Annotated in this window: 13 protein-coding genes; 11 read left to right on the forward strand and 2 right to left on the reverse strand. The window is 64.4% G+C overall.

What is annotated here, in order from left to right; all coding sequences use genetic code 11:
* Positions 1-28 precede the first annotated feature (28 nt).
* Genes nuoL through ispF form a run of 8 tightly spaced genes read left to right on the forward strand, consistent with a single transcriptional unit; the run spans position 29 to position 8,008 of the window.
* On the forward strand, positions 29-2,095 hold the full coding sequence (gene nuoL, locus E4L96_RS09120; protein ID WP_135206903.1) for an NADH-quinone oxidoreductase subunit L: 2,067 nt from the start codon (positions 29-31) through the stop codon (positions 2,093-2,095).
* A gap of 27 nt (positions 2,096-2,122) precedes the next feature.
* A complete protein-coding gene (locus tag E4L96_RS09125) occupies positions 2,123-3,622 on the forward strand; it encodes an NADH-quinone oxidoreductase subunit M (RefSeq protein ID WP_135206904.1) in 1,500 nt (499 codons plus the stop codon).
* A 13-nt stretch (positions 3,623-3,635) separates the two neighbouring features.
* On the forward strand, positions 3,636-5,132 hold the full coding sequence (gene nuoN, locus E4L96_RS09130) for an NADH-quinone oxidoreductase subunit NuoN (protein WP_135206905.1): 1,497 nt from the start codon (positions 3,636-3,638) through the stop codon (positions 5,130-5,132).
* A gap of 1 nt (position 5,133) precedes the next feature.
* On the forward strand, positions 5,134-5,466 hold the full coding sequence (locus tag E4L96_RS09135) for a DUF2818 family protein (RefSeq protein ID WP_135206906.1): 333 nt from the start codon (positions 5,134-5,136) through the stop codon (positions 5,464-5,466).
* A gap of 54 nt (positions 5,467-5,520) precedes the next feature.
* Positions 5,521-6,090: an NUDIX domain-containing protein gene (locus E4L96_RS09140; RefSeq protein ID WP_135206907.1), complete on the forward strand. Its 570-nt coding sequence runs from the start codon at positions 5,521-5,523 to the stop codon at positions 6,088-6,090.
* Positions 6,072-6,788 carry a hypothetical protein gene (locus E4L96_RS09145; RefSeq protein WP_229414335.1) on the forward strand — a complete coding sequence of 239 codons (717 nt, stop codon included), beginning with the start codon at positions 6,072-6,074 and terminating at the stop codon, positions 6,786-6,788. The genes E4L96_RS09140 and E4L96_RS09145 overlap by 19 nt, the downstream gene beginning before the upstream one ends.
* Positions 6,785-7,492, forward strand: a complete 708-nt coding sequence (gene ispD / locus E4L96_RS09150) for a 2-C-methyl-D-erythritol 4-phosphate cytidylyltransferase (protein WP_135206908.1) — start codon at positions 6,785-6,787, stop codon at positions 7,490-7,492. The genes E4L96_RS09145 and ispD overlap by 4 nt, the downstream gene beginning before the upstream one ends.
* A 6-nt stretch (positions 7,493-7,498) precedes the next feature.
* Complete coding sequence (gene ispF / locus E4L96_RS09155) at positions 7,499-8,008, forward strand: 2-C-methyl-D-erythritol 2,4-cyclodiphosphate synthase (protein ID WP_135206909.1); 510 nt, start codon at positions 7,499-7,501, stop codon at positions 8,006-8,008.
* A gap of 161 nt (positions 8,009-8,169) precedes the next feature.
* On the opposite strand, the gene E4L96_RS09160 is transcribed toward ispF, so the two are convergent.
* Positions 8,170-8,478 carry a PIN domain-containing protein gene (locus E4L96_RS09160; protein ID WP_135206910.1) on the reverse strand — a complete coding sequence of 103 codons (309 nt, stop codon included), beginning with the start codon at positions 8,476-8,478 and terminating at the stop codon, positions 8,170-8,172.
* A 506-nt stretch (positions 8,479-8,984) separates the two neighbouring features.
* Between E4L96_RS09160 and E4L96_RS09165 the strand changes: the two genes are divergently transcribed.
* Entirely contained in the window at positions 8,985-9,665 is a 681-nt protein-coding gene (locus tag E4L96_RS09165; RefSeq protein ID WP_135206911.1) for a thiol:disulfide interchange protein DsbA/DsbL, read from the forward strand.
* A 98-nt stretch (positions 9,666-9,763) separates the two neighbouring features.
* On the opposite strand, the gene E4L96_RS09170 is transcribed toward E4L96_RS09165, so the two are convergent.
* The gene (locus E4L96_RS09170) at positions 9,764-11,458 is read right to left on the reverse strand and encodes a cation:proton antiporter (RefSeq protein ID WP_135206912.1); all 1,695 of its coding nucleotides are present in this window, start codon (positions 11,456-11,458) and stop codon (positions 9,764-9,766) included.
* Between the two features lie 141 nt (positions 11,459-11,599).
* On the opposite strand from E4L96_RS09170, the gene E4L96_RS09175 reads away from it, so the two are divergent.
* Both E4L96_RS09175 and E4L96_RS09180 read left to right on the forward strand, forming a co-directional pair.
* The gene (locus tag E4L96_RS09175; RefSeq protein WP_229414336.1) at positions 11,600-12,064 is read left to right on the forward strand and encodes a MarR family winged helix-turn-helix transcriptional regulator; all 465 of its coding nucleotides are present in this window, start codon (positions 11,600-11,602) and stop codon (positions 12,062-12,064) included.
* Positions 12,048-13,394, forward strand: coding sequence for an MFS transporter (locus E4L96_RS09180; RefSeq protein ID WP_229414338.1), 1,347 nt, complete (start codon positions 12,048-12,050; stop codon positions 13,392-13,394). Before E4L96_RS09175 ends, E4L96_RS09180 begins: the two co-directional genes overlap by 17 nt.
* The last annotated feature ends 9 nt before the right edge of the window (positions 13,395-13,403 follow it).

Here is a 13,403-nt window from a genome sequence, read left to right on the forward strand (position 1 = left end):
CCGACAATAAAACGACTAAGGTTCAACAATGGCGGGATCTCTTAACCCTCATCTTTTGCTCGCGGTACCGCTGGCTCCCCTCGCGGGCTCCGCGATCGCGGGCCTGTTCGGCACCCGGTTCTTCGGTAATGTGATTGGCCGCGGCGTCTCCACCGCAGCCACCATCCTGGGCGTGCTGGTCGCCTTCCTCATCTCGGCCAGCGTCCTGATGGACGTGATGCACGGCGCCACCTTCAACGGCACCATCTACAACTGGATGACCGTGAATGGCCTGAAGCTGGAAGTCGGCTTCCAGGTCGATTCGCTCACGGCGATGATGATGTGCGTGGTGACCTTCGTGTCCCTGATGGTTCACATCTACACCATCGGCTACATGGCGGAGGACGAAGGCTACAACCGCTTCTTCTCCTACATTTCGCTGTTCACGTTCTCGATGCTGATGCTGGTCATGGCCAATAACTTCCTGCAGCTGTTCTTCGGCTGGGAAGCGGTGGGCCTGGTCTCCTACCTGCTGATCGGCTTCTGGTACACCCGCCCGACCGCGATCTTCGCGAACATGAAGGCGTTCCTGGTGAACCGCGTCGGCGACTTCGGCTTTATCCTCGGTATCGGCCTGCTGCTGGCCTACTCGGGTTCGATGAACTACCAGGAGGTGTTCGCCCAGCGCGAGCACCTGGCCACCTTGACCGTGCCGGGCACCGACTGGATGCTGCTGACCGCGGCCTGCATCTGCCTGTTCATCGGCGCGATGGGTAAATCGGCCCAGTTCCCGCTGCACGTCTGGCTGCCGGATTCGATGGAAGGCCCGACCCCGATCTCCGCACTGATCCACGCAGCGACCATGGTCACCGCCGGTATCTTCATGGTGTCGCGCATGTCGCCCCTGTTCGAGCTGTCGGACGTGGCGCTGTCCTTCGTCATGATCATCGGCGCGATCACCGCGCTGTTCATGGGCTTCCTGGGCATCATCCAGAACGACATCAAGCGCGTGGTCGCGTATTCGACCCTGTCGCAGCTGGGCTACATGACCGTGGCGCTGGGCGCCTCGGCCTACTCGGTGGCCGTGTTCCACCTGATGACCCACGCGTTCTTCAAGGCGCTGCTGTTCCTTGGCGCCGGCTCGGTCATCATCGGCATGCACCACGACCAGGACATCCGCAACATGGGCGGCCTGTGGAAGTACATGAAGATCACCTGGATCACCTCCCTGATCGGTTCCCTGGCGCTGATCGGTACCCCGTTCTTCTCGGGCTTCTACTCCAAGGATTCGATCATCGAGGCGGTCTCGCTGTCGCACCTGCCGGGTGCCGGCTTCGCCCACTTCGCGGTGCTGGCGGGCGTGTTCGTGACCGCGTTCTACTCCTTCCGCATGTATTTCCTGGTGTTCCATGGCGAAGAGCGTTTCGGCCAGCCGCACCACCACAGCGAGGGGCATGATTCGGACGCGCACAACGAAGAAGACGTCCATGACGACCACGGCCACGATGAGCACCACCACGGCCTGGCCCCGGGCCAGAAGCCGCACGAGTCGCCGTTCGTGGTCTGGTTCCCGCTGGTGATGCTGGCGATTCCGTCGATCTTCATCGGCTACTTCGGCATCCAGTACATGCTGTACGGTGACTTCTTCAAGGGCGTGATCTTCTTCAGCGAACACCACCCGGCGATGGAAGAACTGGCACACGAGTTCCACAGCGCCGGCGCGATGGGCATGCACGCCTTCACCAGCGCGCCGTTCTGGCTCGCGCTGGCCGGTGTCGCCGCAGCCTACTACTGCTACATGGTCAACCGCGCGGTGCCGCAGTGGTTCTACGACAAGCTGCGTCCGATCCACACCCTGCTGGACAACAAGTACTACATGGACAAGTTCAACCAGACCGTGTTCGCGGGCGGTGCGCGCCTGCTGGGCGGCGGCCTGTGGACGGTCGGCGACCGTGGCCTGATCGACGGGCTGGTGGTCAATGGTTCGGCCAAGCTGGTGGGCTGGTTCTCCTCGCTCACCCGCCTGCTGCAGTCCGGCTATATCTACCACTACGCATTCGTGATGATCCTGGGCGTGCTGTACTTCCTGGTGAAGTACTTCCCGTTCTGGCAATAACCCGACCACGCAAAAAGATTGACAACCATGATGCAGTCAACACTCAATCAAACTCACTACCTCAGCCTCGCGATCTGGCTGCCGATCCTGTTCGGCGCCATCGTGCTGGCCGTAGGCCGCGATTCCAACCGTGGCCTGGTGCGCGTGCTGTCGCTGGTCGGCTCCATCGTCAGCCTGCTGCCGACGATCCCGCTCATCACCCAGTTCGACAAGGCCGCCCACGGCATGCAGTTCGCCGAGAAGGCACCGTGGATCGAGCGCTTCAACATCTTCTACTCGCTCGGCATCGACGGCCTGTCGCTGTGGTTCGTGCCGCTGACGGCCTTCATCACCATCATCGTGGTGATCGCGGCGTGGGAAGTGATCCAGGAACGCGTGGCGCAGTACATGGGCGCCTTCCTGATCCTGTCCGGTCTCATGATCGGGGTGTTCACCGCGATGGACGGCCTGCTGTTCTACTTCTTCTTTGAAGCGACCCTGATCCCGATGTACCTGATCATCGGTATCTGGGGCGGCGACAACCGCATCTACGCCTCCTTCAAGTTCTTCCTCTACACGTTCCTGGGTTCGCTGCTGACGCTGGTCGCCATCATCTACCTGTACAACGTGTCGGGCACCTTCGACATCCTGTCGTGGCACCAGCTGCCGCTGACGATGAAGGAACAGACGCTGATCTTCATCGCCTTCTTCGCCGCCTTCGCGGTCAAGGTGCCGATGTTCCCGGTCCACACCTGGCTGCCGGACGTGCACGTGGAAGCGCCGACCGGTGGTTCCGCCGTGCTGGCCGCGATCATGCTGAAGCTGGGCGCGTATGGCTTCCTGCGATTCTCGCTGCCGATCACCCCGGACGCGTCGCACTCGCTGGCCGGCTTCGTGATTGTGCTGTCGCTGATCGCCGTGATCTACATCGGCCTGGTGGCCCTGGTCCAGAAAGACATGAAAAAGCTGGTCGCCTATTCGTCGATCGCGCACATGGGCTTCGTCACGCTGGGCTTCTTCATGTTCAACACGATCGGTACCCAGGGCGGTATCGTGCAGATGATCTCCCACGGCTTCGTGTCGGGCGCGATGTTCCTCTGCATCGGCGTGCTGTACGACCGCATGCACTCGCGCCAGATCGCCGACTACGGTGGCGTGATCAACGTGATGCCGCGCTTTGCCGCCTTCGTGGTGTTCTTCTCGATGGCCAACTGCGGCCTGCCGGCGACCTCCGGCTTCGTCGGTGAGTTCATGGTGATCCTGGGCGCGGTGCAGTTCAACTTCGTCACCGGCATCCTGGCTGCGACCGCGCTGATCCTCGGCGCCGCCTATTCGCTGTGGATGGTCAAGCGCGTCGTCTTCGGCGCCATCACCAACCCGCACGTGAAGGAACTGACCGACCTGAATGGCCGCGAGTTCTTCATCCTGGGCGTGCTGGCCCTGGCCTCGCTGTACATGGGCCTCTACCCGGCGCCGTTCACCGATACGATGCAAACCTCCGTGGCGGACCTGCTGCAGCATGTCTCCGTCAGCAAGCTGCCACAATAAGAGCTAGATAACGATGAATACCACCAACCTCGTCCCGCTGTACGCCGAGATCTTCCTGACGGTCGCGGCCTCCGCGATCCTGCTGATCGACATGTTCCTGGCGGACGCGAAGCGCAACGTGACCTACGTGCTCTCGCTGCTGACGCTCGTCGGCTGCGCGCTGTTCACCTGGGCCGACTTCAACACCGGTGCCACCACCTACACGTTCTCGAACATGTTCGTGTCGGACCCGATGTCGAACCTGCTCAAGCTGTTCACCTACCTGGCCGTCGGCTTCACCCTGGTGTACTCGCGCCAGTACGTGGGCGACCGCCAGATGACCAACACCCACCTCGGTGGCGAGTTCTACGTGCTCGCGCTGTTCTCGATGCTCGGCCAGATGGTCATGATCTCGGGGAACAGCATGCTGTCCGTCTACCTCGGCCTGGAGCTGATGTCGCTGTCGCTGTACGCGCTGGTGGCCCTGCGCCGCGATCACGCCGTGTCCACCGAAGCGTCGATGAAGTACTTCGTCCTCGGCGCCCTGGCCTCCGGCATGCTCCTGTATGGCATCTCGATGCTGTACGGCGCCACCGGCACCCTGGAGATCACCCAGATCGCCAAGGTGGCCGCATCGGGCACCATCAAGCCGACCATCCTGGTGTTCGGCATCGTGTTCATCGTCGCCGGCCTGGCGTTCAAGCTGGGCGCCGTGCCGTTCCACATGTGGGTGCCGGACGTGTACCAAGGCTCGCCGACCGCGGTGACCCTGCTGCTGGGCGGTGCGCCCAAGCTGGCGACCTTCGCCATCTGCGTGCGCCTGCTGGTGGAAGGCCTGCTCCCGCTGGCCATCGAATGGCAGCAGATGCTGATGGTGCTGGCCGTGCTGTCGCTGGCCATCGGTAACCTGACCGCGATCGCGCAGACCAACATCAAGCGCATGCTGGCTTACTCCACCATCGCGCAGATGGGCTTCATCATCATCGGCCTGCTGGCCGGTGTGTCGGGCACCGCCACCGGTGTCGACACCAGCAACACCGCCTCGGCCTACAGCTCGGCGATGTACTACTCCATCACCTACGTGCTGACCACCCTCGGCACCTTCGGCCTGGTGATGCTGCTGGCGCGTTCGGGCTTCGAAGCGGAGCAGATCTCCGACTTCCGCGGCCTGGCCAAGCGTTCGCCGTGGTACGCGACCGTGATGACGGTGCTGATGTTCTCCCTGGCCGGCGTGCCGCCGATGGTCGGCTTCGCGGCCAAGTTCGCGGTGCTGCAGGCCGTCGTGGCACAGGGCCAAATCTGGCTGTCCGTGGTCGCGGTGATGTTCTCGCTGATCGGCGCCTACTACTACCTGCGCATCGTGAAGACCATGTGGTTCGACGAGCCGGCGGATACCGCCGTCATCGCCGCACCGTTCGACATGCGCCTGGCGCTGACCCTGAACGGCATCTTCGTGGTGGCTGCGGGCATGTTCCCGGCGGCGATGCTGGACGCGTGCCTGCACGCGATGAAACTGACGCTGGCATCCTGATTTGGACACCAATGTCGCGGCCTGGTTGGTGATCGCGGTGGCCATCGCGGCTGCCAACCTGCCGTTCTTCACCGAGGGCGTATTCGGCTTCATTCCCCTGAAGCCCGCGCCCGGCTCCGCTGAGCCGCGCCCCAAGCCGTTCTGGGCGCGCCTGGCCGAGCTGGTTGTTCTATACTTCGTCGTCGGCGGGCTCGCCCGTGTGCTCGAAGGCCAGCTGGGGGACGTGTTCCCGCAGACGTCGGCCAATATGTTCTACCCGATCACGGCCTGCCTGTTCCTCGTACTCGCGTTTCCCGGCTTTGTGCTGCGCTACCTGCGCAAGCACCGCCACTGACACGCACCACGCTGTCGTCGCCGTTGCCTGCGTGGTGCCCTGACCGGAGCCACCATGCAGCAAAAAGCAACCCGTCTGACAGAGACCCGTATCAGCGGTGAAGTCGCCTACGACGGCAAATTCCTCAAGGTCGAACGCGACCTGATTCAACTCCCCGACGGCAAGCAGACCCACCGCGAATTCATTCGCCATCCGGGTGCTGTCGTCATCATTCCCCTCCTTGACGATGGCCGCGTGCTGATGGAGCGCCAGTTCCGCTATCCGAACGCGCAGGAGTTCATTGAATTCCCGGCCGGGAAAATCGATCCGGGCGAGGACTGGCTCGAATGCGCCAAGCGGGAGCTGAAGGAGGAGACCGGGTACACGGCCACCGACTGGCAATTCGTCTGCACCATCCACAATGCGATTGCGTATTCGGACGAGCACCTGGAGCTGTACCTGGCGCGCGGGCTGACCGCAGGCGAGGCCAAGCTCGATGAGGGCGAGTTCCTCGAATGCTTCACCGTGACGGTGCCGGAGCTGCTGGACCTGGTCCGCACCGGCCAGATCACGGACGTCAAGACCATCATCGGCAGCTTCTGGCTGGAGAAGATCGTGGCGGGGCAGTGGGAGCCGCCGCGCTGACCATGCGCGTGGCGCTGCTGCTGTCCGGTGTCTTGCTGGGCGCTCCGGCGCTCGCCCAGGCGCAGCGCACGCCCTTCCAGGCCCGCTGCGAAGACACGTTGCGCAAGACCTCCGTGCAACTGACCTCCAGCACGCCCGGCTACAGCATCGACAACAGCGTGTCCTACCGCGCGCTGACGCAGATGAAAGGCCGCACCGCACGCCGCGCCTGGGTGCTGGGCCTGACGCGGGCCGAGTCGCACGCTGCCATCCGTACCAGCGGCAGCATCCTGGAAGACCGCGCCGCAGCCTACGAGTGCATGACGCCGCAAATCAACGTCGAGCTGTCCTACGTGCCCATCACGGTCTATGTCGGCCGGGAATTCGGCCCCGGCACCTGCGCCTACAACCAGATCCTGCAGCACGAGCTGCGCCATGTGCGTTCCTACCTCGATCACATGGCGGTGGTGGAGCGCACCGTTCGCTCAGCGCTGGAGCAGCGCTTCCGCAGTCAGCCTTTGTACGCGCCACGTGGACAATCGAACGCACTGCTGGGACGCGAAATCGACGCGCGCTGGATCCCTTATATAAAATCCGAACTGGGGAAGGTCGAAGCGCGGCAGGCTGCGATCGATAGCCCTGCGGAATATGCTCGCCTGAGCAGGATTTGCAAAGGTGAGGTACAGTCGATTCTCAAAGCTCACCGAAGTACGCCATGACCCGAAGCACGCCTCGCTATGTTGCACTGATCCCCGCCGCCGGCGTGGGCGCGCGGATGCGTGCGGACGGGCCCAAGCAATACCTGCCGATCGCCGGCAAGCCGATGCTGCGGCACACCGTGGAGGCCTTCCTGTCGAGCGACCGGATTGCGCACACTTATGTGGTGGTCAGTGCGGACGATCCCCTGATCGACTCAGTGGTCCCAAGCGGCGGCGTCACCGTGCTGCGCTGCGGTGGCGCGACGCGCATGGAATCCATCCTCAATGGCCTGCAGGCGCTGCGCGACACGCTGCGCGATGATGACCACGTGCTGGTGCACGATGCCGCGCGGCCTGGGCTGACCGCTGGATTGATCGAGCGGCTGATCGATGCCGTGGGCGACGATCCGGCCGGCGGCCTGCTCGCGCTGAAGGTAGTCGACACCGTCAAGCTGCGCGGTGCCGAGGGTAGCGTGAGCACCGTCCCGCGCGACGGTCTGTGGCTGGCCCAGACCCCGCAAATGTTTCGCTACCGGCTGCTGCGCGACGCGCTGGCCGGCGCACGCGACCCCGCTGCCGTCACCGACGATGCCAGCGCGGTCGAGGCCATGGGCTTTGCGCCCAAGCTGGTGGAAGGACACCCCCGTAACCTGAAGGTGACGCTGCCCGACGACATCCGGATCGCCGAGATGTACCTGGCCGCCACCGACCCGACATCGAACTGAGACACTATGGCACTGGCTTCCTACAATCCCACTCCACCATTCCGCATCGGGATGGGTTATGACTGCCACGCGCTGGTCGAGGGGCGCAAGCTGATCCTCGGCGGCGTGACCATTCCGCACAAGACCGGGCTGCAAGGGCACTCGGACGCGGACGCGCTGCTGCATGCGATCATCGATGCGCTCCTGGGCGCGGCGGCGCTGGGCGACATCGGCAAGCACTTCCCGGATACGGACCCGATGTTTGCGGGCGCCGATTCGCGGACCTTGCTGCGCGAGGTGGCATCGCGCGTGGTGGCCACCGGCTATACCATCGGGAATGTAGACGCGACCATCATCGCCCAGCAGCCCAAGATGGCCCCGCACATCCCGCAGATGGTGTCGCGCATCGCAGAGGACATTGGCGTCTCGCCGCAGCAGGTCAACATCAAGGCCAAGACCAACGAAAAGCTCGGCTGGCTGGGCCGTGAAGAAGGCATCGCCGCCGAAGCCGTCGCTCTCCTGATCCGCGCGGCATAGCGCTGCTCCGCGTCTGCGCGCTGCGCGGGCTAAGATTGCCGGTCGTCTTCAAACGGTCGTACGTTAATGACATGAACCGTCGAGACGATGTGAAGCTCGTACGGCACCCGCACGTGAGGGCCTTAGAAATCCTTCGTATTCCGAGTAATGATGGTGGCGCCTCATTGCGCGGCCGTCGCCTTGATGATCGCGTCGGGCAAATGTATTTCGGGACCTCGCCGATGCCCTACCGCACAGAGGCGCGCGGCGTTGTTCATGATGGATTCAGTGATGGGTACGACCGCGATATCGACTGCCTTCAAAATTTCGCTAAAGCGATCTTCCTGCGCTGAATCGGTCCCCGCGAGCACCTCCATCCACGTCATGGCGCTCATGTATCGCTCATCCCAGTGCGCGAGTTCGGCTAGCGCCTGTTCGTAGCCCTTCAAGACGTCGATCAGGATATTGGTGTCGAAAACTACCGGCGCCATCTGTCTCTCAGCTCGCGCTGGTACTCGACGCCATCCGCAGGGATATCTGTGCGGTGAGCCCAGATCCCGGCAATCTGCCGTAGTGCCGCGACTCGACGGGCCCTTCGTTTTTCAATGGTATCGACATCTGCTGCGGGCTGAGACGAGGGCGTTGTCGTTTCCTCCTCGCTCTTCTTTCTGGCAGCCATGGTGTTCTTCTTCGTGCGGATAGCTGAATCCAGTGTACGCCTTCGGCAGCGCGCTGGGCTTCACTGGACAAAGCGGGTTCGACCGGCAGGCGCTGCAGAAGTTCCCGCTCGGGAAGGTAACAGGAATGATGCAAATCAGATCGACGTGCCGAAGTAGTCCAACCCGTCGCGTGGCCTCGTGCGGCGTGGCGATAGGCTGCAGCATCGCCGCGCTGACCGAGGGGCCCGCCCCGGCGGCGCTGGCTGCGAGGGGAGGGGCTGGGCCTGCAGGCGGGTGCATGTTAATCTTGGCAGCTCGACCGTTCTGGAAGGAGCTCCATGCGTTCCCTGCGCCTTGCATTCCATGCCGCCGCCGCTGCCGCGGCGCTGATGGTGTCCACAGCCAGCGCTTCACCTGCCGACCCTAAGCTCGGCACCGACTACATCGCGCTCGCGCAGCCGCAGCCCGTGCAGGCCAGCGGCAAGCAGGTCGAGGTGCTGGAGTTCTTCATGTACCGCTGCCCGCACTGCGCCAATTTAGAGCCGGAGCTGGAAGCGTGGGCCAAAAAGCAGGGTGACAATATCGTGCTGCGCCGCTTGCACTTCCCGTTCTCGGGGCCGACGGACCCCGGGGCCCATTTGTTCGTGACGCTGGAAGCGATGGGCAAGTCCGAGGCGATGGCGCAGAAGGTCTTCGACGCTATCCACAAGCAGCACATCCGCCTGGACCGGGATGAAGACGTGATCTTCGACTGGGTCGGCAAGAACGGCATCGATGCCGCCGCGTTCAGGGACACCTGGAATTCGTTCGCCGTGGTCACCCGCCTGCGTACCCTGAACCGCCTGATCGATCGCTACAAGGTCGGCTCCGCGCCCACCATCGTCGTCGATGGCAAATACGTGACCGAACCGGCGCGGGTCGGCGACGTGAACCGCATCGCCGACGAGCAGGCAGTCATGAAAGTGATGCCTGCGGTTCTCGACGGGATGGTCGCCCGCGCCAAGGCCGAAAAGAACTGAGCCGACGGCCGAACGGTACGCCGTCCGCCGATGGACACGGGCGGCCGCCCGTAGGAACAGGACGCGCCAGGCGCCGCTTTAAGCGCGGCTGCAGGGCGTCAAAGCGCGGTGCCGAAGCGGTCCAGCACGTGCCGCGCCATGCCGCGGGCGAGTTCTTCTTCACCGTAGAACACCGCGGCGCCCGCGTCATCGGCCAGCAGCTGCGCTTCGTCTTCGCTGTGGGTGCGCAGGACCGTCTCGATCCCGGGATTGAGCAGGCGGGCGGTGTCGATCATCTGCCGCACGTTGAACGCATCCGGCGTCGCGATCACCAGCATCGCCGCGCGCGCCACGTGGGCCTGGATCAGCACCGCCGGATCGGCCGCATCGCCCGCCACCGCCGCAATGCCGCGCGCCCGCAAGCGCTCCACCATCTCGCGCCGCTGTTCCGCCACCACGAATGGAATCTTGCGCTTTTCCAGCGCATCGGCAATGCGCTGCCCCACGCGCCCATACCCGACCAGCACCACCTGTCCTGAGAGATAGTGCGACTCGGTCGTCATCGGCAACGTGGCCAGCGGATCGTCGGTCTGCTCGAACACCGCCCGCAAGGCGCGCTTGGACTGCAGCCAGTCCCGCAGCGGCAGCATGGCGCGGAACATGAAGGAGTTCAGCGCGATCGAAATCATCGAGCCCGCGAGAATCAGGTTACGCGACTCCGGCGTGAGCAGACCCAGGTCGATCCCGAGGCCCACGAGAATGAACGAGAATTCGCCGATCTGCGCCAGCCCCGCCATCACCATCAGCGCCGTATTGAGCGGATAGCGGAACAGCAGAACGATCAACGCCGCCGCCAGCGGGTTCACGAGCACAATCACCACGGTCACCGCCAGCACCTTGAGCGGCTCCTGGATCAGCACATGCGGATCGAACAGCATGCCGACCGAGACGAAGAACAGCACCGCGAATGCTTCCCGCAGCGGCAGCGATTCCTCGGCCGCGCGGTGGCTGAACTCCGACTCGCGCATCACGATCCCCGCGAAGAACGCGCCCAGCGCGAACGACACGCCGAACAGCGCCGAGGACATGTAAGCGATCGACACCGCCGCCGCAATCACGCACAGGGTAAACAGCTCGCGCGTGCCGCTGCGTGCCATATACCAGAGCATTTTGGGGAACAGCCGCCGCCCGACGATGAGCATGAACGCCACGAACGCCGCCACCTTGGCCAGCGTGATCAGGATCGGCACCCACAGGCTGCCGTCGCCGCCCGCCGCTTCCTTGCCGCCGAGTGCTCCGGACAGCGGCGGCAGCAGCACCAGCACGAGGACCGTCACCAGATCCTGCACCACCAGCCAGCCGACCGAGATCTTCCCGTTCATCGACTCCAGCGCATCGCGCGACTCCAGCGCCTTGAGCAGCACCACCGTCGAGGCGATCGACATCGAGAGCCCGAACACGATCGCGCTGCCCGTTGGCCAGCCCCACCACAGCGCCAGGCAAGCGCCCGAGGTGGCCGAGGCCAGCATCTGTAATAAGGCACCGGGCAGGGCGACCTTGCGCACCTCCATCAGGTCATCCAGCGAGAAATGCAGGCCCACGCCGAACATCAGCAGCATCACGCCGATCTCCGCCAGCTCCCCAGCCAGCTTCGCGTCCGCGTGCAGCCCGGGCGTGAAGGGACCGATCAGGATACCAGCGAGCAGATACCCAACGAGGGCCGGGAGTTTGAGGCGCGTGGCGATAAAGCCCAGCACCAGCGCGAGGCCGAGCGAGGTGGCGAGGGTGGTGACGAGAGGAAGGTCGTGGGGCATTGGCGCGGGGTCTCCTTGGCGGACGTGGATAGCCATACTGTACATGCTCAGCACCCTCAGGGCCAGTGCCGCGGCCAGCGGATTTTTGTAAACATGGCTATAATCGCCGTTCATTCACGTGTATATGCACCTATTCCAGCGATGAGCACCGATCAGCCACCCAGCCCGTGCACCTGCTTCCGCCTGCGCAAGCTGGCGCGCACTACTTCGCGCTTCTACGACCAGCACATGGCGCGTGTGGGCCTGAAGACCACGCAGTATTCGCTGCTCAAGAATATCGCCGCCGGGCCGCGCCCCGTGGCCGAGCTGGCGGCGGTGCTGGCCACCGAGCGCACCACGCTCACGCGCAACCTCAAGCCGCTGATCGACGCCGGCTGGGTCACGCTGGAGCCGGGCCGTGATGCGCGCCAGCGCCTGGTCACGATCACCGACTCCGGGCGCGACAAGGTCCGCGAGGCCAGGCGCGCCTGGCGCGGCGCGCAGGATGCCATCGAACAGATTCTCGGCTTTGAGAACGTGCAGGCCCTGCACGCCCAGCTCGACGCCGTCTTTCAACTTTTGAACTCCCACGTCACCGAGGACATGAGCCATGCAAGCAACGACTGACACCTCACCGCGCACCGTATGGCTGCTGATGCTGTGCGCGGCCGCGATCCTGATGATCACCATGGGGGCGCGCCAGACACTGGGCCTGTTTGTGTCGCCGCTGAACACCAGCACGGGTCTTGGCATCGCCTCGATCAGCTTTGCGATGGCGATCGGCCAGTTCATGTGGGGCGCCACGCAGCCGGTGTTCGGCGCCATTGCGGACAAATACGGCTCGGCGCGCGTGCTGGTGTTCGGCGGCGTGCTGCTGTTCCTCGGCATGGTGCTCACGCCTTTCATGAAGTCCGAGTTCGGGCTGGCGATGACGCTCGGCGTGCTGGCGGCTGGCGGCGCGGGTGCCGGGAGCTTTTCGATCCTGATCGGCGGCACCGCTCAGCGCCTGCCGCCGGAGAAGCGCGCCTTTGCGGCGGGCTTCATCAACGCGGGCGGCTCGGCGGGCCAGTTCGTGTTTGCAAATTTGCTGCAGGCGCTGATCAGCAGATGGGGCTGGGTGGTTGCGATGCTCACGATGGCGGTGACCACGCTGCTCACGCTTCCGCTGGCCGCGCCGCTGCGCCGGCGGGTCGCTGCTACCGCGCCGTCGCCGGTTGCGGTTGCCGGGTCGGCCTCTTCCCCCGTTGCAGCACCGGGCGCGTCGTCCTCCACCGGTGCCGCTTCGGCAGTGCGTCCTTCCGCCGCTGCAGTTGCGGCACCTGCGGCAGCCGTGCCGTCGCCAGGACTTGGTGAGCAAGTCCGGCAGGCGCTGCGCGACCCGAGCTATCTTTGCCTGCACGCGGGCTTCTTCACCTGCGGCTTCCACATCGCCTTCCTCGTCACGCACTTGCCGGGCGAGGTGGGGCTGTGCGGTCTGCCCGCCAGCGTCTCCGCGATGGCACTCAGCATCGTGGGCCTCTTCAACATCGCCGGCTCGCTGATCACCGGCTGGCTGTGCAACCGCTACCGCATGAAGTCCGTGCTGGCCGTGATGTACGCCAGCCGCGCGCTGCTCATCGTGCTGTACCTGATGGCGCCCAAGACCGCCATGACCTTCTACATTTTCGCCGCAGGCCTTGGCTTCACCTGGCTGGCGACCGTGCCGCCGACGGCGGGCCTGGTCGGCAAGCTGTTTGGTACGCGCTACTTGGCAACGCTGTTCGGCCTCACGCTGCTGTCGCACCAAATCGGCGGCTTCCTCGGCGCGTGGCTGGGCGGGCTGGCGTTCGAGCGGTTCGGGAACTATCAGAGCATGTGGTACATCGATATCGCCCTCGCCCTGGCGGCGGCGCTGGTCAATCTGCCGATCCGCGAGGCGCACGTGCGCCGCGTCCCGGCCGTGGGAGCACCCGCCTGATGGCGCGCG

Source organism: Zemynaea arenosa, assembly GCF_004614185.1.
Taxonomy (GTDB): Bacteria; Pseudomonadota; Gammaproteobacteria; order Burkholderiales; family Burkholderiaceae_D; genus Telluria; species Telluria arenosa.